We start from the raw sequence: 22702 nt of genomic DNA, 5'->3' as shown, positions 1-22702 counted from the left end.
GTCACTCGGTGTCCTGGAACCGCGAAGACGAGGAATATCTCCCACCGTCTCCTGCGTCTGTGCAGGCCATGTTGTGACATTTCGTTATCATCTTTTTAATCACTGAATATATATTCGATAGTGATTATTTATTTGATACCTTAAGCCACAAACCCGGTGACGGGCTACCGGAAAAATCATCAATTGTGCTGGCAATCACATTTCGCCGATCGGCGAAAGCGGCAGTTGGCGGCTGGAGTGGCTGATTAACTGATTGAATTTAAATGTATTAATAGAGTCAGCCCTGAAGTTAAAAAAGCACGTCAGGGCGGCAGTGAGGAAAAGCAGCGCGGCAGGTTAGTCGCTAACCAGCATGCGAGCGGTAGGATAATCGGTGATTAAAACATCAATGTAGCCGCCGGTGAGGGCGCCTTTGATGGCCGCGACTTTATCGGTACCGCCGGCCAGCGCGACCACGTTCGGGCATTTTTTGACCTTCTCCAGCGCCATACCGATCACCGGATCTTCATCATCGCGTAACACCGGATGGCCGTTTTTGTCGTAGTAGTGCAGGCAGATATCACCCACCGCGCCGCGCGCCGCCAGCACCTGCAGCATATCTTCGTGATAGTAGTTACCGGAGGTTTTCAGCAGTTGGGAGGGTTCGAGAATGCCGATGCCGACGATGGCGATATCCACTTCATCAAAGCGCGACACCACGTCAGCGACATCTTTGCTGGCCAGCAGCCGGTTGCGCTCCTCCATGGATCCCTCGATGCTCTGTGACGGCAGCAGCCAGGCGTCGCAATTCAGGCGCTGGGCGAGGGTCTGGGTAAGAATCGTCGCCTGCACGTTACCGTTTGGCCCGACGCCGCCCAGCAGCTGGATCACGCCGCTGGCTTTCAGGTTTTGCGCATGAACTTCATCGACCATCGCGCGAATGGTTGAGCTCCACGAGGAGACGCCAATCAGATCTTTTGGCCGCAGCCGGGTTTCCAGATAGTGGGCGGCAGCGGAGCCAATCGCCCGCTTGATGGTATGATCGCTGGCCTCTTCCTCGGTATCCACCACCACCGCCTGCTTAAGGCCGTAGCGATCCTCAAGCCCTTTTTCGAGCTTCAGAAAGATGTTGGACGGCTGAACGACGCTGATCTTGACGACGCCTTCTTTCTGGCAGCGGGTAATGGCGCGGGAGACAAATGACTGAGACAGCGAGAGAAGTTGGGCGATATCAGACTGCTTTCGTCCTTCCAGATAGTAAAGCGTGGCAATCTTAACCAATAGCCGTTGTTCATCCTGCTTAGCCATATTAATCCTCGAAAATCATTTATCGCCTTTCTTCAGGCGGTTAGCTGCAGCCATTATCGTAGTGACTTTTATCATACGCGAAAAAAAATCAGACTTAAGTGTGACAGGCGTCTAACTTTTGCCAATCCTCAAAATCGACTATGGACAAAAACAAAACAGCCAGGCCATAATCGAATAAAGAATCATTATTGAATATATATTCAAGACGATTTCGAGTCAATGTGTTTATCCGGGCTTCGCCTGGAGCGGGAGGCAGAATGTTCCTGAGTAGGGCGCTGTGGCAGAAGGCTTACCACCCGGCATGGGGATATCTGGTTTTTTTAGTCCTTGCTGGAATAAATATTCCATGCTGAAAATAAATTCAGAGGTGTGAAATGAATCCCTACAGATATGATATTCAGACGCTGGAGCGTAAAGCCCGCGCGGTGCGGCGCCATATTGTGCGCTTAAACGCCAATAGTCCGGCCGGCGGCCACACCGGGGCTGACCTTTCGCAGGTCGAACTGTTAACCGCGCTCTATTTCCGCGTTCTTAACGTCGCGCCGGACCGGCTCGACGACCCGCAGCGCGATATCTACATCCAGTCGAAAGGCCACGCCGTGGGGTGCTATTACTGCGTCCTGGCGGAAGCCGGTTTCTTCCCGGTTGAGTGGCTGGAGACCTACCAGCATGCCAATTCCCATCTCCCTGGCCACCCGGTGCGGCAGAAAACGCCGGGCATCGAGCTGAACACCGGCGCGCTGGGTCACGGTTTGCCTGTTGCGGTGGGGCTGGCGCTGGCCGCGAAGAAAAGCAACAGCACCCGCCGCATTTTTTTGATCACCGGCGACGGCGAGCTGGCGGAGGGGAGCAACTGGGAAGCCGCCCTGGCGGCGGCGCACTACGGTCTGGATAACCTGGTCATTATTAATGATAAGAACAACCTCCAGCTGGCCGGGCCGACGCGCGAAATCATGAATACCGATCCGCTGGCCGATAAATGGCGCGCCTTCGGTATGGAAGTCAGCGAGTGCCAGGGTAACGACATGGCCTCGGTGGTCGCGGCCATCGAGGGGCTACAGCAGAACGGTAAACCGAACGTTATTATTGCCAACACCACGAAAGGCGCGGGGATCTCCTTTATCCAGGGGCGCCCGGAGTGGCACCACCGGGTGCCGAAAGGCGAAGAGATCGCTCTGGCGCTGGAGGAACTGAAAGATGAGTAATACAGAACACCTGGCTAACGTCATGGTCGAGGCCTTTATCGCCGCCGTGGAAAGCGGTGTCGATCTGGTGCCGGTGGTGGCCGACTCCACGTCGACGGCTAAAATCGCCCCCTTTATTAAGCAGTTTCCCGGTCGGCTGGTGAACGTCGGCATCGCTGAGCAGAGCATGGTCGGCACCGCCGCCGGTCTGGCGCTGGGCGGCAAAGTGGCGGTGACCTGTAACGCCGCGCCGTTTCTTATCTCGCGGGCCAATGAGCAAATCAAAGTGGATGTCTGCTACAACAACACCAACGTCAAGCTGTTCGGCCTTAACGCCGGAGCCAGCTACGGCCCGCTGGCCAGCACCCACCATGCCATTGACGATCTGGCGGTGATGCGCGGCTTTGGCAATATCCAGATCTTCGCCCCCTCCACGCCGCGCGAATGTCGGCAGATCATCGACTATGCTCTTGCTTATCAGGGCCCGGTCTATATTCGTCTCGATGGCAAGGCGCTGCCGGAGCTGCTTGACGAGTCTTATCGCTTTGTTCCCGGCGCCGTGTTGACCCTGCGCGAAGGCGAGGACGTCGCGCTGGTGGCCACCGGTTCGACGGTGCATGAGGTGGTGGAGGCGGCGCAGCAGCTTGCCGACCTCGGTATCCAGGCAAAAGTGGTCAGCGTGCCGTCGATCCGACCCTGCGATACCGCGGCGCTGCTGGCGGCGCTCCGGCCGTGCGGCTCAGTGATCACCGTCGAAGAGCATAACGTCAACGGCGGGCTGGGCAGCCTGGTGGCGGAGGTGCTGGCGGAAGCGGGGGTGGGCATTGCCCTGCAGCGGTTGGGGATCCCGGACGGGGAGTACGCCGCCGCCGCCGATCGCGGCTGGATGCGCCAGTATCACAGGTTTGATGCCGCCGCCATCGTTGCCCTGGTGCAAAAACGGGGCTGATGGCCTGAACGCCCGTCGCGTGAAGCGTGCGGGCGTTTACTGCTGCAATGCGCAAAGCGTGATGACCTGCTCCTCCGACGCTATCCAGTGCAAGGGATAGCGTTGCTCCGCAAACTTAAGCGCTAAGGTGCTTGACGTTATTTCCACGATCTGAAAATCGGCGAACCCCAGCGCGCGCTGATTTGCCGCAGGCGTCGCTTTAAACCCACTCTCTTTTGCCGAAAACGCCAGCGTCAGCGCCAGCGGGAAGGGCAGGCCGCTGCGCAGCAGCGCTGTTTTTTCCGCCGGACTGATAATGCTGTCCTCCAGCTCCGCCGCCATCTGGGGGGTAAACCGGCGCTCAATATCGACGCCCACCGGCCGATCGGCGATCACCGCCAGCGCGCGCTGGGCGCAGTGGCTGATGCTACCGAACCAGGGCGTGGGCCACAGCGGCTGGCGCTGGTCGCTGATGGCGGGAGGCTGTTTCTCCCCCACCTCGCGCAGGGCGTATACCGCGGCGATGCGTCCTGCCAGGTGCTCCGCCTGCCGCTTGCGGCCCCAGCCGGTCAGGCTGGCGTGATAGGCCAGCCAGAACAGATCTTCAGGCTGGAAAGTCGCCGGGTCGAATTCGACCTGCTGGATGGTATAGCCGGCCAGCGGCAAAGCGGTGTGATGGTGGCGCATAGGGTAAGGTTACCGCGGTTGGCCCCGCCCTTTGTCCAGCAAGGGCGGGGGAGGGAGAAGCCGCTATCAGAAGTGGGTGTTGACGCTCATATACCAGGTGCGGCCCGATTCGTTATAGGTCTCGGCGCCGGCACCGTACATCGTACCGGTGGCGCCCCCGGTGGTCTGGGCGTTGCCCGCGCGCCAGTGGCGCTTGTCGAAGACGTTATCCACGCCGCCGGTCAGACTGACATATTTGGTGACGTCCCAGGTCGCGCTCAGGCCGAGGATGCTGTAGGGGCTGACCTCGTTCTTCTCGCTGCCGGTGACCGGTTGACCCTTGTAGTTGTACTTCTTCGGCTCCTGCTTGCCGTACCAGGTGAAGGTCGACTGCAGCGAAACGTCATCGCGAACCTGCCAGCTCAGGGTGGAGTTCAGCGTGTATTCCGGGATAATCGACAGACGATCGCCGGTCTCTTTGTTCTTACTCTGCAGCATATAGGTGATGTTGTTGGTCCAGTTCACGGTCTCGCTCACCGGCACGTTCAACGTCCCCTCCAGGCCTTCCACCACCGCTTTCGGCACGTTTTCCCACTGGTAGAGATCGGTACCTTTATTGTTTTGATAGACCGGGGCATAGCCCGCTTCAATTTTGTTGCGGTAGTCGTTGCGGAACCAGGTGACGCCCGCCAGCCAGCCGTCGCGTTTAAACTCGAGGCCAATCTCTTTGTTGATGCTGGTCTCGGCTTTTAAATCTTCATTCCCCTGCAGATAGCAGCCGTCTTTACTGGCGTAGCAGCCCTGGCCTTTACTGTAGAGAATGTAGTTCGGGTTGGTCTGATACAGGCTCGGCGCTTTATAGGCGCGGGCGATGCCCATCTTCAGTGTGAAGTCGTCCCACAGGCCCTGCGACAGGTTGAGGGACGGGCTCCAGTTATTGCCGACGATGCTGTGGTGATCGAAACGCAGCGCCGGGGTCAGCATGGTGGTGTCGGTCAGCTCCATGTTGTTCTCAGCGAACAGCGAGAAGATTTCCGCCTGCGAGTACGGGCTGCGGCCAGTGCTGTCGTAGCCCGGGATGGTGCCGCCCGACAGCGCCTGGGTGTTGGAGGCGTTATCCTTCATCCGCTGCTGGTTCCACTCGCTGCCCAGCGTCAGGTTCTGATTAACCAGATAGTCGAACGGGATGCTGACTTCGCTGTGCAGCATCACATCCGCCAGATCGATATCCGTGAACTGGTTGCTGTTAAAGATCCCCTCGGTGCCCCCGGCCAGGCCTTCGCCTTTGCGCGAGTTGCGTGTGCGCTCGTACTGCGCCCAGTTGCTGGTGGTCACCCCGTTGTCCCAGGCGCCGTTCCAGGTGACCGAGTAGGTGTTACGGTACAGACGGTTGGTCTCTTTACCGTAGTTCTCTTTCACCAGGTCGTTGGAGTTGGTGTTCTGGGTGTCGCCGGCGTAGAGGTTGCCCTGGCGGCTGTAGCCGGCTTCAAACTCCAGCGACTGCATCGGGGCGAATTCCCAGCGCACCAGACCATCGATGTTTTTATTTTGTACCCCTTCGCGCCCGGCAGGCAGGGTGTCGGCATAGATCCCGGTACGTTCGGACTGATGGCCCTGGTTGATATCCCAGGCGTCGGCCTGCGTTTTGTCCAGGTTACCGAACAGACGGAAGCTGAAATCGCCGCCCAGCGGGCCGCTGAGGCTGAAGTTAGTGCGTTTGGTGGAGCCTTCATCCTTGTGCTCCGGAGCGTTCATATAGGTGTTCCATGAGCCGTGCCACTCATCGCCGGTTTTTTTGGTGATGATATTCACCCCCCCGCCGGCGGCGCCGTTGCCGTAGCGGGCGGCGGCCGGGCCGCGGATCACTTCGATGCGTTCGATCATCTCCGGCGGCACCCAGCTGGTGTCGCCGCGGGTGTCGCGCTCGCCGCGCCAGCCAAGGCGCACGGAATTGCGGCTGGTGACCGGCTTGCCATCGATCAGGATCAGGGTGTTTTCCGGACCCATGCCGCGGATATCAATCTGGCGGTTATTGCCGCGCTGGCCGCTGGTGGAGTTGCCGGTCAGGTTGACCCCCGGCATGGTGCGAATGATCTCCGAGACGTCGCGCGCTGGCGGGCGTTTGCGGATCTCATCGGCGGTGATGGTGGAGACGCCCGGCGCCTGCAGATTCTGCTCGGCGGCGGTGACCACCATGGTCTCTTCAGCAGCGCTGTTTTTATCGTCGGTGGCGGTTTCCGCTGCGCTTAACGGAAAAGCAACCCCGTAAATTCCCAGATTGACCAGCAAGGCCAGGGATTTGATCCTGTTATTCATTGTTATTCCTGCTCTTTAGTCGCCACGTTCCCCAAACGCCCCTTCCCACCGGGAGGGGAGGCGGCATAAATGTTGCCGGAAGAGGGCAAAGGCACTCCGTCGCTAGCTGAATAAGCTCTCTTCGACATGTTTTGTGAAAGACGCGCTTCCCACGGCGCGCTAATACGCTATTGCAAATGCAAATAGTTATCAATAATATTATCAATAAAGAATTACAATTAATTAAAAAAGTCACGCTATACATAGGGTTAATGACAGAATGTTAAGGACAGGAAGCGAGGAGTGGTGGCAAACCCTGCAGGGGCCGCAGTGCCGCGCAGTGGATGGCGCCATCGAGGTGACGTTCTGGTGGCGGGATCCGGCGGGGGATGAAACGCACTCTCCGCGCCGTCGGGTATGGCTCTATATCACCGGCGTGACCGACCACCATCAGAATGCGCGGCCGCAATCGCTGACGCGTCTGCCCGGGACCGACGCCTGGTCCTGGCGAACCACCCTGTCGCCGACCTGGCGCGGTAGCTACTGTTTTATTCCCTCCGACCGTGACGATGATTTTTCCCCTGAGGTGTTCAGCGCTGACGCGCCCGACCGCGCGCTGCTGCGCGAAGGCTGGCGCAAACTGCTGCCGCGGGCGATAGCCGATCCGCTAAACCCGCACAGCTGGCAGGGCGGACGCGGCCATGGCGTGTCGGCCCTGGAGATGCCGCAGGCGCCCGCGCAGCCCGGCTGGGACCAGTTTAATGAGGCGCATCCTCCCGCCCGATGCCTTGAGTGGCGCAGCGCGCGTCTGGGCAACCATCGCCGGGTCTGGATCTACACCACCGGCGAGGCCGTCGACCCGCAAACGCGGCCCCTGGCGATCCTGCTCGACGGCCAGTTCTGGGCCGAGAGCATGCCGGTGTGGTCGCCGCTGGCCGCGCTGACCAACGAGGGGAGTCTGCCGCCGGCGGTCTACCTGCTGATCGATGCGATCGACAACCAGCGCCGCGGGGTTGAGCTGCCCTGTCACCGCGATTTCTGGCTGGCGGTGCAGGAGGAGCTCCTGCCGCTGATCCGCGGCCATGCCCCGTTCAGCGACCGCCCGGAGCGGACAGTGGTGGCCGGGCAAAGCTTCGGCGGCCTGGCGGCGATGTTCGCCGCCCTCAACTGGCCGCAGCGCTTTGGCTGCGTACTCAGCCAGTCAGGCTCGTACTGGTGGCCGCACCGTGATGGCCGCGGGACGGGCTTTATCGGCGAACAGCTTCGCCAGGGTGAGGTGTCCGCGGCCGGGCTGCGCATCTGGCTGGAAGCTGGCCAGCGTGAACCGATTATTTTTCGCGCCAACCAGGCGCTGTTGGCGCAACTCACTACGACACAGCAGACGATTTTCTGGCGTCAGGTTGACGGCGGGCATGATGCGCTTTGCTGGCGCGGCGGGCTGACGGCAGGGCTTATCCAGCTCTGGCAGCCTCTGCTGTCGCACCCTTAGCACCGCGCTTTACGACAGGAGTTTGATATGCAATTCAGTAACCCCTTCGACAATCCGCAAGGGCAGTTTTACATTCTGCGCAATGATCAGCAGCAGTACAGCCTGTGGCCGGCGCACTGCGACCTGCCTGCCGGCTGGGCGGTGGTGTGCCCCCCGCAGTCGGCCGAGGCCTGCAACGCCTGGCTGGCGGCCAACTGGTCAACCCTGACCCCCGCCCATCATGCGTCATAAGGAGCTGACAATGACCACTCGTTTACCGCTGGTTGCCGCGCAGCCGGGGATCTGGATGGCCGAGCGCCTCTCCACTCTGCCAGGCGCCTGGAGCGTGGCCCACTATGTTGAACTGCGGGGCGCGCTCGACCCGGCGCTGCTGGGTAAGGCGATTGTCGCCGGTCTGCAGCAGGCGGACACTCTCAGCCTGCGCTTTGAGGAAGAGGAGGGGGAAGTCTGGCAGTGGGTGGCGGCCGACCGCACCTTTGGCGAACCGTCGATCATTGACCTGCGTACGGCGCCGGATCCGCATCGCGCCGCCACGGAGCGGATGCAGGCGGACCTGGCGCAGGATCTGCGTGTCGACGGCGGCAACCCGCTGGTGTGCCATCAGCTGCTGCGCGTCGGCGACGACCGCTGGTACTGGTATCAGCGATATCACCACTTGCTGGTGGATGGCTTCAGCTTCCCGGCGATAACCCGGCAGATCGCCGCCATTTACCGCGCCTGGCAGCGTGGGGAAGCCACTCCTGAGTCGCCTTTCACCCCCTTCGCCGAGGTGGTGGACGAGTACCAGCGCTACGCCGGCAGCGAGGCCTGGCAGCGGGATAAAGCCTTCTGGCAGGCTCAGCGCCAGGCGTTACCGGCGCCAGCCTCACTCTCTGCCGCGCCGCTGGGCGGACGCGCCGCCGGGAGCGATATCTGGCGGATGAAGCTGGAGATGAACGCCGACGCCTTCCGCCGTCTGGCTGGCTATGCGCCGCAGTGTCAGCCCGCTGACCTGGCGCTGGCGCTCACCACGCTGTGGCTGGGCCGCCTGTGCAACCGGATGGACTACGCGGCGGGCTTTATCTTTATGCGCCGGATGGGTTCAGCCGCGCTGACCTCGACGGGGCCGGTGCTCAATGTCCTGCCTCTGGCGGTGCATATTGACGCCCAGGAGACGCTGGCAGACCTGGCGATGCGCCTCGCCGCTCAGTTGAAAAAGATGCGCCGCCATCAGCGCTATGACGCCGAACAGATCGTTCGCGACAGCGGTAAAGCGGCAGGGGACGAACCACTGTTCGGTCCGGTGCTGAACGTCAAAGTCTTTGATTACCAGCTGGATATCGATGGTGTGCAGGCACTGACCCACACCCTCGCCACCGGCCCGGTCAACGATCTCGAGCTGGCGCTGTTCCCGGATGAGACCGGCGGGCTGTCGCTGGAGATCCTCGCCAACAAGGCCCGGTACGACGAAGCCGAGCTCCGTCGCCATGTGGCGAGACTGACCGCGCTGCTGGCGCAGTTCGCCGCCGATCCGGCGCTGCGCTGCGGCGAAGCAGAGATGCTCTCCGCCGACGAGCTGGCCCGGCTGGCGGCGGTCAACGATACCGCTGTGCCGCTGCCTGCCACCACCCTCAGCGCGCTGGTGGCCGACCAGGCGCGGAAGACCCCGGATGCCCCGGCGCTGGCGGACGCCCACTGGCAGTTCAGCTATCGCGAGATGCGTCAGCAGGTGGTGGCGCTCGCGCAGCTGCTGCGTCAGCGCGGCGTGAAGCCGGGCGACAGCGTGGCGGTGGCCCTGCCGCGCTCGGTGTTCCTGACCCTGGCGCTGCATGGCATTGTCGAAGCGGGGGCCGCCTGGCTGCCGCTGGACACCGGTTACCCGGACGACCGCCTGCGGATGATGCTGGAAGACGCCCGGCCGTCGCTGCTGATCACCTCGGAGGATCAACTGGCCCGCTTCAGCGATATTCCGGGGCTGGAAAGCCTCTGCTATCAGCAGCCGCTGGCCGCCGGGGATGACGCGCCGCTGGCGCTGTCAAAACCGGACCATACCGCCTACATCATCTTTACCTCTGGCTCCACCGGGCGGCCGAAAGGGGTGATGGTCGGCCAGACCGCCATCGTCAACCGCCTGCTGTGGATGCAGGATCGCTATCCGTTATCTGCCGACGACGTGGTGGCGCAGAAAACGCCGTGCAGTTTCGACGTGTCGGTGTGGGAGTTCTGGTGGCCGTTTATCGCCGGCGCGCAGCTGGTGATGGCCGAGCCGGAGGCGCACCGCGACCCGCAGGCGATGCAGCAGTTCTTCGCCCGCTACGGCGTGACCACCACCCACTTTGTGCCGTCGATGCTGGCGGCGTTTGTCGCCTCGCTGGATGCCGACAGCGTCGCTGCCTGCCGCACGCTGCGGCGGGTATTCTGCAGCGGCGAAGCGCTGCCGACGGAATTGTGCCGCGAGTGGGAGCGCTTAACCGGCGCGCCGCTGCATAACCTGTACGGCCCGACGGAGGCGGCGGTGGACGTCAGCTGGTATCCGGCCTGCGGGCCTGAGCTGGCGGCGGTGACCGGCAGCAGCGTGCCGATTGGCTGGCCGGTGTGGAACACCGGGCTGCGCATTCTCGATGCCGCGATGCGCCCGGTGCCGCCGGGGGTGGCGGGGGATCTTTATCTCACCGGCATCCAGCTGGCGCAGGGCTATCTGGGACGTCCGGACCTCACCGCCAGCCGCTTTATCGCCGACCCGTTTGCCCCCGGTGAGCGGATGTATCGCACCGGCGACGTGGCGCGCTGGCTGACGAACGGCGCGGTGGAGTATCTTGGCCGCAGCGACGACCAGCTGAAGATCCGCGGGCAGCGCATCGAGCTTGGCGAGATTGACCGGGTGATGTCGGCCCTGCCGGACGTGGCGCAGGCGGTGAGTCACGCCTGCGTCTTCAATCAGGCGGCGGCGACCGGCGGCGATGCCCGACAGCTGGTGGGCTATCTGGTCTCTGACTCCGGCCTGCCGCTGGATACCGCGGCGCTGAAAGCGCGGCTGGCGGAACAGCTGCCGCCGCATATGGTGCCGGTGGTGCTGATGCAGCTCGCCGACCTGCCGCTCAGCGCCAACGGCAAACTGGACCGCAAAGCGCTGCCGTTGCCGACCCTCGGCGGGGAGCGCAGCGGTCGGCCGCCGGAGCCCGGGATGGAAACCCTTGTCGCCACGGCCTTCAGCCAGCTGCTGGGCTGCGAGGTGAACGATATCGACGCCGATTTCTTCGCCCTCGGCGGTCATTCTCTGCTGGCGATGCGTCTGGCGGCACAGCTCAGCCGCCAGCTGGCGCGGCAGGTGACCCCGGGGCAGGTGATGGTGGCCTCGACGGTGGGCAAACTGAGCGCGCTGCTGGCTGCCGATCTCAGCGATGAGCAGGCCCGGCGCCTGGGGCTGGATACGCTTCTGCCGCTGCGCGAGAGCGACGGCCCGACGCTGTTCTGCTTCCATCCGGCCTCCGGCTTCGCCTGGCAGTTCAGCGTGCTGGCGCGCTATCTCAGCCCGCGCTGGTCAATAACCGGTATTCAGTCGCCGCGCCCGCAGGGGCCGATGGCCAGCGCCGCCAGCCTCGACGAGGTGTGCGAGCACCATCTGCGCACGCTGCTGGCGCAGCAGTCGCACGGCCCTTATTACCTGTTTGGGTATTCGCTGGGCGGCACCTTAGCCCAGGGGATTGCCGCCCGCTTGCGCCAGCGCGGCGAAGCGGTGGCCTTCCTCGGCCTGCTGGATACCTGGCCGCCGGAGACGCAAAACTGGGCAGAGAAAGAGGCCAACGGGCTGGATCCCGAGGTACTGGCGGAGATCGACCGCGAGCGCGAAGCGTTCCTCGCCGCCCAGCAAGGGCAAGCCTCCGGCGAGCTGTTCAGCGCTATCGAAGGTAACTATGCCGATGCGGTGCGGCTGTTAACCACCGCCCACAGCGCGAAGTTTGACGGCAAGGCGACGCTTTTCGTGGCGGAGAAGACGCGGCAGGCGGGGATGGATCCGCAGGTCGTATGGGGCCCGTGGGTGGCGGAACTGGAGGTGTTCAGCCAGAACTGCGCACACGTCGACATTATCTCCCCGCAGGCCTTTGAAGCCATCGGCCCGGTGGTCAGGGAGATTCTGGGGTAACGGTTGAGTTCGGGCTACAGCAGGTAGCCCGGCTCAGCGTAGCGCAAGCCGGCGAAAGAGGAGATTACCGGCGGCCCAGCGGGACCACCAGCGGCGTATGCGCCACCGGATCTTCAATGATCGTGCAGCGCAGACCGTAAATCCGTTCAATCAGATCGGCGGTGACGATCTCCTTCGGCGCCCCCTCGGCGACGATCTTGCCGTCGCGCAGGGCGATCAGGTGGGTGGCGTAGCGGCAGGCCTGGTTAAGATCGTGCAGCACCGCCGCCAGGGTATAGCCCTTCTCGCGATTCAGCTCACTCAATAGCTCCAGCAGATCGATCTGATGGCTGATGTCCAGCCAGGTGGTTGGCTCATCAAGCAGCATAATCGCCGTCTCCTGGGCCAGCACCATCGCAATCCACGCCCGCTGCCGCTGGCCGCCGGAAAGCGTGTCGACGCTCTGCAGCGCCAGATCGCTGATCCCGGTCGCCCGCATCGCCTTGTTCACCGCCTCTTCATCTTCTTTGCGCCAGCGGGTAAACAGCGGCTGGTGCGGATAGCGCCCACGGGCCACCAGCTCCTGCACCGTGATATCGCCAGGAGTGGTGGCATTCTGCGCCAGCAGCCCGATGCGGCGGGCAACCTCTTTACTGGCGTACTGCTGGATCTGCGCGCCGTCGAGCCAGACGTGGCCGCTGGCGGGCGTCATCAGGCGACTGAGGGTGCGCAATAGCGTCGACTTGCCGCAGCCGTTGGGGCCGATAATGGCGGTGAAGTGACCGTCAGGGATGGTCACGTTCAGCGACTCGGCGATGGTCTTGTTACCGTAGGCCAGGGTTAACTGCTCGCCGCGCAAACGGGAGGGGACAGCACTCATTTTTTGCGGGACTCCTGAATCAACAATGCAATAAGGTAAATACCGCCGAGGCTGACGGTTAACACGCCAACCGGCAGCTGCCACGGCATAAACAGCCGCTGGGCGCCGTAATCGGCCAGCGCCAGCAGCAGCGCGCCGCACAGGGCCGATTGGGTCAGTCCCCAGCGGGCCGTGCCGCTCAGGCGGCGGGCGATATGCGGCGCCACCAGCGCAATAAATGAGATCGGCCCGGCCAGCGCCGTCGAGGCGGCGGTGAGCACCACCGCCACCAGCATCAGCAGCAGGCGCGAACGCTCGACCTGCACACCCAGCGCGCAGGCGGTATCGTCGCCCATCTCCAGCAGTCGCATCCGGCGAACCAGCAGGGCGCTGCTCACCAGCATCAGCAGGATCAGCGGCGCCGACGGCCAGGTTTTACCCCAGGTCAGGCCGTTAAGCGATCCGGCGTTCCACAGGCCCGCAGAAAGGGCGGTCTCCAGCGAGGCGCGTAGCAGCAGCCAGGTATTGAATGCCACCAGCATGGCGCGCACGCCGATGCCGATAATGATCAGGCGGAAGGTCTCGATCCCGTTGCGCCAGGCCAGCAGCCAGACCACCAGCGAGGTCAGCACCCCGCCGGCCATCGCCGCCAGGGCAATCGCCGTCAGGTTCTGGCCGAAGAGGACCATCGCCACCAGCACGCCGCTCCAGGCGCCGGTGTTAAAGCCCATCACGTCCGGGCTGCCGAGCGGGTTGCGGGTCAGCGACTGGAAAATGGCGCCGCTGACGCCGAGCGCGGCGCCGATGAGCAGCGCCATTAACACCCGCGGCAGCCGCCATTCGTTCACCACCATCGCGACGTTGCGCGGCGCATCGCCGAACAGCGCCGAGAACACCTGGTCAATCGTCAGGGGCACCGGGCCTTGCGCCAGCCCGAGCAGGGAAATCAGCAGGCTGGCGGCCATCAGCACCAGGCAACTGGCTATCAGGCGGCGGGACGGGGCAATCACAGGCCACCTCCCCGCGGCTGGCGGCGCACCAGCCAGATCAGCACCGGCGCGCCGAGAAAGGCGCTCACCACCGATACCCGCAGTTCGCCGGGCACCAGCAGGCGGCCAATCACGTCGGCAAACAGCAGCAGGGCCGGGGTGGCGAGCAGGGTGACCGGCAGCGACCAGCGATGATCGGCCCCCACCAGCCAGCGCGCCATATGCGGCATCATCAGGCCGATAAAGGCGATGGGGCCGACGACGGCGGTGGCGCTGCCGCACAGGACGGTGATGACGATCAGGCCGATCAGCTGGGTGCGGGCGACGCGGCTGCCGAGGGCGGTGGCGGTATCGTTGCCGAGGCTCAGGCTGTTAAGCGCCCGGCTCAGCAGCAGGGCGGCGATCCCCGCTATCACCACCGGCAGCAGGACAATTTTCAGCGTCTGCAGGGTGCGGATATCCAGCGAACCGGCCTGCCAGAAGCGCAGCTGATCGTAGACGTCCGGGTTGAGCAGGGCGATGCCGTTGGACAGCCCCTCCAGCACCGCCGCAAGGGCGACCCCGGCGAGGGTGAGGCGCACCGGGCTCAGCTGGCCGCCGCCCTGACTGCCGGTAAAGGCCACCAGCAGCGAGGCGCAGAGCGCGCCGCAAAACGCCAGCAGCAGTTGCTCCTGCGGGGAGGTGATCCCGAACAGCGCCGCGCCGAGGACGATGGCGAAGCTGGCGCCGGAGTTGACCCCCAGCAGGCCGGGGTCGGCCAGCGGGTTGCGGGTGAGCGTCTGCATCAGCGCGCCGGCGAGACCGAGGGCGACGCCGGCCAGCAGACCGGCCAGGGTACGCGGCAGGCGCGCGTCCAGCACGATGGTGCAGTCGGCGCTTTGACAGGTTCCGCTGAAGGCGGTGAATACCGTGCCGATCGGCAACGATTTGGCGCCGATGGTCAGGCTAAGCGCGGCGGCTAAGGCGAGTAATAGCAACAATCCGGGCACGGCGACAGAGCGTACCGCGGTCGTAGAAAACGACATAACTGACATCCCTGATATGATAATGATAGTAATTATCGTTATCGATTTTATTCAGCTATGGTAGCATGACCCACAGTAAAAAGGGTATTAAAAATAACGACAAGGCGCTGTAATGAACCGACAATCCTGGCTGCTCAATCTCAGCCTGCTGAAAACTCACCCGGCGTTTCGCGCCGTTTTTATCGCTCGCTTTATCTCTATTCTGTCGCTTGGCCTGCTGGGCGTGGCCATTCCGGTCCAGATCCAGATGATGACCCATTCGACCTGGCAGGTCGGGCTGTCGGTGACGCTGACCGGCGCGTCGATGTTTGTTGGCTTGATGGTGGGGGGCGTGCTGGCTGACCGCTATGAACGTAAACGCCTGATCCTGCTGGCGCGCGGCACCTGCGGCGTGGGCTTTGTCGGTCTGTGTCTGAACGCCCTGCTGCCGGAGCCGTCGCTGGCGGCGATCTACCTGCTGGGGATCTGGGACGGGTTCTTCGCCTCGTTGGGGGTGACCGCGCTGCTGGCGGCGACCCCGGCGCTGGTGGGGCGGGAAAACCTGATGCAGGCCGGGGCCATCACCATGTTGACGGTGCGCCTTGGCTCGGTGATTTCGCCGATGATCGGCGGCCTGCTGCTGGCCACCGGCGGCGTGGCCTGGAACTTCGGCCTGGCGGCGGCGGGGACCTTTATCACCACCTTAACCCTGCTGCGTCTGCCGCAGCTGCCGCCGCCTCCGCAGCCGCGCGAGCATCCGCTGCGATCTCTGCTGGCGGGGCTGACCTTCCTCTGTCAGAGCCCGCTTATCGGCGGGATTGCGCTGCTTGGCGGTCTGCTGACCATGGCCAGCGCGGTGCGGGTGCTCTATCCGGCGCTGGCCGGGAGCTGGCAGATGTCGGCCGGACAGATTGGCCTGCTGTACGCCGCTATTCCGCTCGGTGCGGCGCTGGGGGCGTTGACCAGCGGCCAACTGGCCCAGACGGTGCGGCCGGGTGCGCTGATGCTGGCGACCACGGTGGGATCGTTTGTCGCCATTGCGCTGTTCAGCCTGATGCCGCACTGGGCGTTGGGCGCGCTGTGCCTGGCGCTGTTTGGCTGGCTGAGCGCTATTAGCTCGCTGCTGCAGTACACCCTGATCCAGACCCAGACGCCGGAAAATATGCTTGGGCGGATTAATGGTCTGTGGACCGCGCAAAACGTCACCGGCGACGCCATCGGCGCGGCGCTGCTCGGCGGATTAGGGGCGGTGATGACCCCGGCGGCATCCGCCAGCGCCAGCGGCTGGGCGCTGGCGCTCGTCGGCGTGCTGTTGGTGGGGCTGCTACGCGAGCTGCGCCGTTTCCAGCGCCCGGAAATCGTCAACGAAAGTTAAGTAGGGTGCACTTGCCCGGTGGCGGCTACGCCTTACCGGGCCTACAGTCTCGGGCATTGTAGGCCGGTGCAAGCGCCGCGCCGCCCGGCAAAGAGTTCAGGTTGCGTACCCGTCCTGATGCCCGGTGGCGGCTACGCCTTACCGGGCCTACGGTCTCGGGTATCGTAGGCCGGGCAAGCGGAGCGCCGCCCGGCAAGGAGTTCAGGCCGCGTTCCCGTCCTGATGGCACAGCCCGCGTTAGCCGAACAGGCTGGAGAGACGCTGGAGCACCAGCAGGGCGCTGTAGTAGTCAAGACGGAAGGTCTCGGTGCCCAGCGGGTAGACGCGTTTGCCTGCGACCGCCGGGAGATGCGCCAGCAGCGGGTTGGCGTAGATGGCATCCGCATCTTTCTGGTCGCCGGCGAACAGGAACAGGCTCTGGCCGTTCAGACCGGCCGCGAGGTTCTCCCCGCCCAGCTGCACGATATCGTGGCGTTTACCCTGGCTATGGCTGGCGGGCAGGCCGCCCGGCAGCGTCGCCAGGCTAAAGCCCAGCTGTTCGAGCATCTGCCCCTGGGCCGATGCCGGCGTCCAGATATTGGCGCTGTGCGCGGCGGCGGTATAGACCAGGGCGGTCACCGGCTGCGGCGGCAGTTTCATTTTTTCTTTTAACGAAACGAGCTGTTTATTGAAGTCGGCAATGCGCGCGCTGGCCTGCTGCTCATGGCCGGTGATCTGCCCCAGTTGGGTGAGCAAGGTTTGCCAGCTTTTATCGTCATAGTTGATGACCAGCGTCGGGGCGATCGTTTTGAGCTGATCGTACAGCGGCAGGGCAGAGTCGCCGCCGGTGGCGCTCACCAGGATCAGATCCGGCATCTGGGCGGCCACCGCTTCCGCGCTTGGTTCGCCGATGTACAGCCGTGCCAGCTTGCGGGCTTTGGCGACCTCGCTCCACTGACGCAGAAAGCCCTGACTATCGGCGACGCGGTTGTTCGGCGTGGTCGCGCCGCTGGCGACCACCGGGGCGTCAATCGCCAGCAGCGAGCCGGTGAGGGTCACGCTGGTGGAGACAATGCGCAGCGGCTGGCTCGGCAGGGTGTGTGTCCCGTAGCTGTCGGTGACCTGGCGCGGCCAGTCCGCCGCCTGGGCTGAGGTAATTCCTAAAAGCAACAGCATGCCGGTCAGCGCACCGCGGCGGCAGAAAGAAAAGAAGTTCACGTCATCGCATCCTGATTCGAAAGGTAATAAATGCGTCTCATTTTCAACTTTGCGTCAGCAGGATGCAAGCCAAAGTGGCGCGCAATGACGTAACGCGGTTGACATGGCGGGCAATACCTTTTAGGTTAGCCAACCAAAATACAAATGATAATTATTCGTAATATATTTATCGTTTTTGGAGGATGATATGGAAACGTCACTGGCTGAGGATGTACAGAAACACACCCAGACCCTGTCTCCGGACAGCTTCTTCTTTATGTCGCCGTACCGCAGTTTTAGCACCTCCGGCTGCTTCCGCCGCTTCTCACAGCCCGCTGTCGGCGGCGATGCGCTGAACGGCGAGTTCCAGCAGCAGCTGGCCGCCGCTTTTGCCGACGCCCGCGCGGCGGGGATCCGCAAGCCGGTGATGGTGGGGGCTATCCCGTTCGACACCTGTCAGCCTTCCGAGCTCTATATCCCCGAGCGCTGGGAAGCGTTCTCCCGCCCGGAAAAACAGCGTTCCGCCCGCTACGCCGCGCCGCTGGAGACAATGGAAGTGGTGGAGCGCCGGGAGATCCCGGAGCAGGACGCGTTTTTAGCCATGGTGGAACGCGCTGCCGCGCTGACCGCCACCCCGGAAGTGGACAAGGTGGTGCTCTCAAGGCTTATCGATATTACCACCCGCGACCGCGTCGATAGCGGCGCGTTGATGGAGCGACTGATCGCCCAGAACCCGGCGAGCTTTAACTTCCATGTGCCGCTCTCCGACGGCGGCGTGCTGCTGGGCGCCAGCCCGGAGCTGCTGCTGCGTAAAGACGGGCCGCGCTTCAGCTCATTGCCGCTGGCTGGCTCCGCCCGTCGTCAACCGGACGATGTGCTGGATCGGGAAGCGGGCAACAGGCTGCTGGCATCCGGCAAAGATCGCCACGAGCACGAGCTGGTGACCCAGGCGATGAAGAGCGTGCTGGGCCCGCGCAGCAGCCAGCTGTCGCTGCCGGCATCGCCGCAGTTGATTACCACCCCAACGCTCTGGCACCTGGCAACGCCAATCGAAGGCACCGCGCTGGCGCAAGAAAACGCCATGTCGCTGGCCTGTCTGCTGCACCCGACCCCGGCGCTGAGCGGCTTCCCACACCAGGTGGCGAAGCGCCTGATTGCCGAACTGGAACCCTTCGACCGTCAGCTGTTCGGCGGCATCGTCGGCTGGTGTGACGATGAAGGCAACGGCGAATGGGTGGTGACCATCCGCTGCGCGCGTCTGCAGCAGCGTACGCTGCGCCTGTTTGCCGGCGCGGGAATCGTTCCGGCCTCCTCGCCGCTGGGCGAATGGCGCGAAACCGGCGTCAAACTGACCACCATGCTTAACGTATTTGGCTTGAATTAAGAGGCAAGGATGATTGCATTTACCCGTTGGCCGGAAGAGTTTGCGGCCCGCTATCGTCAAAAAGGCTACTGGCAGGATCTGCCGTTAACCAATCTGATCACCCGTCACGCGGAAAACGACGCCGTGGCGATTATCGATGGCGAACGGCAGATTAGCTACCGCCAGTTTAATCAGCTGGTGGACAACCTTGCCTGCTCGCTGCAGTGCCAGGGACTGAAGCGCGGGGAAACCGCGCTGGTGCAGTTGGGCAACGTCGCCGAGTTTTACATCACCTTCTTTGCGCTGCTGCGCATCGGCGTCGCGCCAGTGAACGCGCTGTTCAGCCATCAGCGCAGCGAGCTTAACGCCTACGCCGCGCAGATTAAACCGGCGCTGCTGATTGCCGATCGCGAGCACGCGCTGTTTGCTGACGATAGCTTCCTCCATGCGTTTATCGCTGAGCATCCTTCCCTGCGCGTCGCACTGTTGCGTAACGACGGCGGCGAGCGCGATCTGGCGACGGAGATTAACCGCCCGGCGGATAACTTTGTCGCCAATCCAACCCCTGCCGACGAAGTGGCCTTTTTCCAGCTCTCCGGCGGCAGCACCGGGACGCCGAAGCTGATCCCGCGCACCCATAACGATTACGACTACAGCATCCGCCGCAGCAACGAGATCTGCGGGATCAACGCGGAGACGCGCTACCTCAACGCGCTGCCGGCGGCGCATAACTATGCGATGAGTTCCCCGGGTTCGCTCGGCGTCTTCCTCGCCGGCGGGCGGGTGATCCTCGCCGCCGACCCGAGCGCCACCCTCTGTTTCCCGCTGATTGAACAACATCAGATCAACGTTGCCTCGCTGGTGCCGCCGGCGGTCAGCCTGTGGCTGCAGGCGATCCATGAATGGGGCAGCAATGCGCAACTGCAATCGCTGGAGCTGCTGCAGGTCGGCGGCGCGCGCCTGTCGGCGACCCTCGCCGCGCGCATTCCGGCGGAAATCGGCTGCCAGCTGCAGCAGGTGTTCGGCATGGCGGAGGGGCTGGTGAATTACACCCGCCTTAACGACAGCCCGGAGCGGATCATCCATACCCAGGGCTGCCCGATGTGCCCGGACGATGAAGTGTGGGTAGCGGATGCCGATGGCAACCCGCTGCCGCGCGGCGAAGTGGGCCGCCTGATGACCCGCGGGCCGTATACCTTCCGCGGCTACTACAACAGCCCGCAGCATAACGCGGAAGCCTTTGACGCCGAGGGGTTTTACTGCTCCGGCGATCTGATTTCGATCGATGAAGACGGGTATATCACCGTCCAGGGCCGGGAAAAAGATCAGATCAACCGCGGCGGCGAGAAGATCGCCGCCGAAGAGATCGAAAACCTGCTGCTGCGCCATGAGGCGGTGATCCACGCCGCGCTGGTCAGCATCGAAGACAACCTGCTGGGCGAGAAAAGCTGCGCTTATCTGGTGGTGACCTCGCCGCTGCGCGCCGTCGCGGTGCGCCGCTTCCTGCGCGAGCAGGGGGTGGCTGAATTTAAACTGCCGGATCGCGTGGAGTGCGTTGCCGCGCTGCCGCTGACGCCGGTGGGCAAAGTCGATAAAAAACAATTACGTCAGTGGCTGGCCGAAGGCAAGCTGGGCTGAAGGAGAACAGAGAATGGCAATCCCTAAATTACAGGCATATGCGCTGCCGGAAGCCAGCGATATCCCGGCGAACAAAGTCAACTGGGCCTTTGAGCCGTCGCGCGCCGCGCTGCTGATCCACGATATGCAGGAGTATTTCCTCAACTTCTGGGGCGAAAACAGCGCGATGATGGAGAAAGTGGTGGCCAATATCGCCGCCCTGCGCGACTTCTGCAAACAGAACGGCATTCCGGTGTACTACACCGCCCAGCCGAAAGAGCAGAGTGATGAAGATCGGGCGTTGCTGAATGATATGTGGGGGCCGGGCCTGACCCGCTCGCCGGAGCAGCAGCAGGTGATTGCCGCGCTGGCGCCGGATGAAGACGATACCGTGCTGGTGAAATGGCGTTACAGCGCATTTCATCGCTCGCCGCTGGAGGAGATGTTGAAAGAGGCCGGCCGCGACCAGCTGATCATCACCGGCGTTTATGCTCATATCGGCTGCATGACCACCGCCACCGATGCTTTCATGCGCGATATCAAACCGTTCTTTGTCGCCGACGCCCTGGCGGACTTCAGCCGTGAAGAGCACCTGATGGCGCTGAAATACGTCGCTGGCCGCTCCGGCCGCGTGGTGATGACCGAAGAGCTGCTGCCGCTGCCGGCCTCCAAAGCGGCGCTGCGCGCGCTGATCCTGCCGCTGCTCGACGAATCCGACGAACCGCTGGATGATGAAAATCTGATCGACTACGGTCTGGATTCGGTGCGGATGATGGCCCTGGCCGCCCGCTGGCGCAAAGTGCACGGCGATATCGACTTCGTGATGCTGGCGAAGAACCCGACCATCGACGCCTGGTGGGCGCTGCTCTCCCGTGAGGTGAAATAATGGCGGCGCTGGATTTCCACGGTCAGACCGTGTGGGTGACCGGCGCAGGTAAAGGGATTGGCTATGCCACCGCGCTGGCTTTCGTCGAGGCCGGGGCCAACGTTACCGGTTTCGACCTTGCCTTTGACGGCGAAGGTTATCCGTTTGCCACCGAAACGCTGGACGTCGCCGATGCCGGTCAGGTACGCGACGTGTGCGCGCGGCTGCTCAACAACATCGAACGACTGGACGTGCTGGTGAACGCCGCCGGGATCCTGCGCATGGGCGCCACCGACCAGCTGAGCGCGGAAGACTGGCAGCAAACCTTCGCGGTCAACGTTGGCGGCGCGTTTAATCTGTTTCAGCAGACGATGGCCCAGTTCCGCCGTCAGCGGGGCGGGGCGATCGTCACCGTCGCCTCCGATGCCGCGCATACGCCGCGTATCGGCATGAGCGCCTATGGCGCCTCGAAAGCGGCGCTGAAAAGCCTGGCGTTAACCGTCGGACTTGAGCTGGCAGGCAGCGGCGTGCGCTGCAACCTCGTGTCGCCGGGCTCCACCGACACCGATATGCAGCGCACCCTGTGGGTCAGCGACGATGCCGAGCAGCAGCGGATCCGCGGCTTCGGCGAGCAGTTTAAGCTCGGCATCCCGCTGGGCAAAATCGCCCGCCCGCAGGAGATCGCCAATACCATTCTGTTCCTCGCCTCTTCTCACGCCAGCCATATTACGCTGCAGGATATTGTGGTCGATGGCGGCTCGACGCTGGGGGCGTAAATGGCCTGGAAGCGAGAGCTCACGCTGGCGGCGCTGAACGCCAGCAGCGAAAACACCATGGTGGCGCATCTTGGCATCATCTACACCCGACTGGAAGCGGGGCTGCTGGAGGCGGAGATGCCGGTGGATGCGCGCACCCATCAGCCGTTTGGTCTGCTGCACGGCGGCGCCTCCGCGGCGCTGGCGGAGACGCTGGGCTCGATGGCCGGTTGGCTGATGACCGAAGAAGGGCAGTGCGTGGTGGGCACCGAGCTTAACGCTACCCACCATCGTCCGGTCTCCAGCGGGAAAGTGCGCGGCGAATGCCGACCGCTGCATCTTGGCCGCCAGAGCCAGAGCTGGGAGATAGTGGTGTATGACGAGAAGGGGCGGCGCTGCTGCACCTGTCGTCTGGGCACCGCGGTGCTGGGCTAAGAAGCCGCTGTTTCCCCGGCTTGCGCTACGCTTAGCCGGGCTACGTATCGGCGCAATGGGTAGCCGGGATAAGGCGCAGCGCGCTGCCATCCGGGAATTTCCCTGCTCGCGCTGCGCTTAGCAGGGCTACGTATCGGCGCAATGGGTAGCCCGGATAAGGCGCAGCGCGCCGCCATCCGGGAATTTCCCTGCTCGCGCTGTACTTAGCAGGGCTACGGTTTCTGGGCCAGGAAGCCGCTATTTCCCCGGCTTGCGCTACGCTTGGCCGGGCTACGGATCTGTAGGTCGGGTAAGGCGTTAGCCGCCACCCGAC

General features: G+C 63.3%; 18 protein-coding genes. 11 read left to right on the top strand and 7 right to left on the bottom strand.

Annotated features, from left to right (window positions below; translation table 11 throughout):
* Window positions 1-336: 336 nt before the first annotated feature.
* Window positions 337-1287: a sugar-binding transcriptional regulator gene (locus tag HMPREF3142_RS21870; protein ID WP_002893602.1), complete on the bottom strand. Its 951-nt coding sequence runs from the start codon at window positions 1285-1287 to the stop codon at window positions 337-339.
* 374 nt (window positions 1288-1661) lie between these two features.
* On the opposite strand from HMPREF3142_RS21870, the gene HMPREF3142_RS21865 reads away from it, so the two are divergent.
* Both HMPREF3142_RS21865 and HMPREF3142_RS21860 read left to right on the top strand, forming a co-directional pair.
* Entirely contained in the window at window positions 1662-2492 is an 831-nt protein-coding gene (locus HMPREF3142_RS21865) for a transketolase (protein ID WP_008805574.1), read from the top strand.
* The gene (locus tag HMPREF3142_RS21860; RefSeq protein WP_070612566.1) at window positions 2485-3420 is read left to right on the top strand and encodes a transketolase family protein; all 936 of its coding nucleotides are present in this window, start codon (window positions 2485-2487) and stop codon (window positions 3418-3420) included. The genes HMPREF3142_RS21865 and HMPREF3142_RS21860 overlap by 8 nt, the downstream gene beginning before the upstream one ends.
* 36 nt (window positions 3421-3456) lie before the next feature.
* Here HMPREF3142_RS21860 and entD read toward each other — a convergent pair whose 3' ends face one another.
* Both entD and fepA read right to left on the bottom strand, forming a co-directional pair.
* Window positions 3457-4086, bottom strand: coding sequence for an enterobactin synthase subunit EntD (gene entD / locus HMPREF3142_RS21855; protein ID WP_070612564.1), 630 nt, complete (start codon window positions 4084-4086; stop codon window positions 3457-3459).
* Window positions 4087-4152: 66 nt separating this feature from the next.
* Entirely contained in the window at window positions 4153-6381 is a 2229-nt protein-coding gene (gene fepA / locus HMPREF3142_RS21850; RefSeq protein ID WP_070612562.1) for a siderophore enterobactin receptor FepA, read from the bottom strand.
* Window positions 6382-6640: 259 nt separating this feature from the next.
* On the opposite strand from fepA, the gene fes reads away from it, so the two are divergent.
* From fes to entF, 3 genes are read left to right on the top strand one after another with little or no spacing between them, the layout of a single operon-like run.
* Window positions 6641-7849 (top strand): enterochelin esterase, encoded by a 1209-nt coding sequence (fes, locus tag HMPREF3142_RS21845; protein ID WP_016160464.1) that lies wholly within the window; start codon window positions 6641-6643, stop codon window positions 7847-7849.
* Between the two features lie 27 nt (window positions 7850-7876).
* Window positions 7877-8080: an MbtH family protein gene (locus HMPREF3142_RS21840; RefSeq protein WP_004178967.1), complete on the top strand. Its 204-nt coding sequence runs from the start codon at window positions 7877-7879 to the stop codon at window positions 8078-8080.
* A 10-nt stretch (window positions 8081-8090) separates the two neighbouring features.
* Window positions 8091-11972: an enterobactin non-ribosomal peptide synthetase EntF gene (gene entF, locus HMPREF3142_RS21835; RefSeq protein ID WP_070612559.1), complete on the top strand. Its 3882-nt coding sequence runs from the start codon at window positions 8091-8093 to the stop codon at window positions 11970-11972.
* A gap of 64 nt (window positions 11973-12036) precedes the next feature.
* On the opposite strand, the gene fepC is transcribed toward entF, so the two are convergent.
* From fepC to fepD, 3 genes are read right to left on the bottom strand one after another with little or no spacing between them, the layout of a single operon-like run.
* On the bottom strand, window positions 12037-12831 hold the full coding sequence (gene fepC, locus HMPREF3142_RS21830; RefSeq protein WP_012542491.1) for an iron-enterobactin ABC transporter ATP-binding protein: 795 nt from the start codon (window positions 12829-12831) through the stop codon (window positions 12037-12039).
* Complete coding sequence (gene fepG / locus HMPREF3142_RS21825) at window positions 12828-13820, bottom strand: iron-enterobactin ABC transporter permease (RefSeq protein WP_040973839.1); 993 nt, start codon at window positions 13818-13820, stop codon at window positions 12828-12830. Before fepG ends, fepC begins: the two co-directional genes overlap by 4 nt.
* Window positions 13817-14824, bottom strand: coding sequence for a Fe(3+)-siderophore ABC transporter permease (gene fepD, locus HMPREF3142_RS21820; RefSeq protein ID WP_023297205.1), 1008 nt, complete (start codon window positions 14822-14824; stop codon window positions 13817-13819). The genes fepG and fepD overlap by 4 nt, the downstream gene beginning before the upstream one ends.
* A 112-nt stretch (window positions 14825-14936) precedes the next feature.
* Here fepD and entS point away from each other — a divergent pair, with 112 nt between their 5' ends.
* Window positions 14937-16178 (top strand): enterobactin transporter EntS, encoded by a 1242-nt coding sequence (gene entS / locus HMPREF3142_RS21815; protein WP_008805583.1) that lies wholly within the window; start codon window positions 14937-14939, stop codon window positions 16176-16178.
* A 237-nt stretch (window positions 16179-16415) separates the two neighbouring features.
* Here the strand turns inward: entS and fepB are convergent, their stop codons facing one another.
* Window positions 16416-17375, bottom strand: coding sequence for a Fe2+-enterobactin ABC transporter substrate-binding protein (gene fepB / locus HMPREF3142_RS21810; RefSeq protein WP_012542488.1), 960 nt, complete (start codon window positions 17373-17375; stop codon window positions 16416-16418).
* A gap of 187 nt (window positions 17376-17562) precedes the next feature.
* Here fepB and entC point away from each other — a divergent pair, with 187 nt between their 5' ends.
* From entC to entH, 5 genes are read left to right on the top strand one after another with little or no spacing between them, the layout of a single operon-like run.
* Window positions 17563-18738, top strand: a complete 1176-nt coding sequence (gene entC, locus HMPREF3142_RS21805; protein WP_008805585.1) for an isochorismate synthase EntC — start codon at window positions 17563-17565, stop codon at window positions 18736-18738.
* A 9-nt stretch (window positions 18739-18747) separates the two neighbouring features.
* Window positions 18748-20355: a (2,3-dihydroxybenzoyl)adenylate synthase EntE gene (entE, locus tag HMPREF3142_RS21800; protein ID WP_070612557.1), complete on the top strand. Its 1608-nt coding sequence runs from the start codon at window positions 18748-18750 to the stop codon at window positions 20353-20355.
* Window positions 20356-20368: 13 nt separating this feature from the next.
* Entirely contained in the window at window positions 20369-21220 is an 852-nt protein-coding gene (gene entB, locus HMPREF3142_RS21795; RefSeq protein ID WP_012968725.1) for an enterobactin biosynthesis bifunctional isochorismatase/aryl carrier protein EntB, read from the top strand.
* A complete protein-coding gene (gene entA / locus HMPREF3142_RS21790; RefSeq protein WP_012068428.1) occupies window positions 21220-21975 on the top strand; it encodes a 2,3-dihydro-2,3-dihydroxybenzoate dehydrogenase EntA in 756 nt (251 codons plus the stop codon). Before entB ends, entA begins: the two co-directional genes overlap by 1 nt.
* On the top strand, window positions 21976-22389 hold the full coding sequence (gene entH, locus HMPREF3142_RS21785) for a proofreading thioesterase EntH (protein ID WP_008805589.1): 414 nt from the start codon (window positions 21976-21978) through the stop codon (window positions 22387-22389). It abuts the gene before it with no gap.
* Window positions 22390-22702: the final 313 nt, after the last annotated feature.

This window comes from Klebsiella sp. HMSC16C06, assembly GCF_001808325.1.
GTDB lineage: Bacteria > Pseudomonadota > Gammaproteobacteria > Enterobacterales > Enterobacteriaceae > Klebsiella > Klebsiella variicola.
This window is presented reverse-complemented; position numbering and strand designations above follow the sequence as displayed.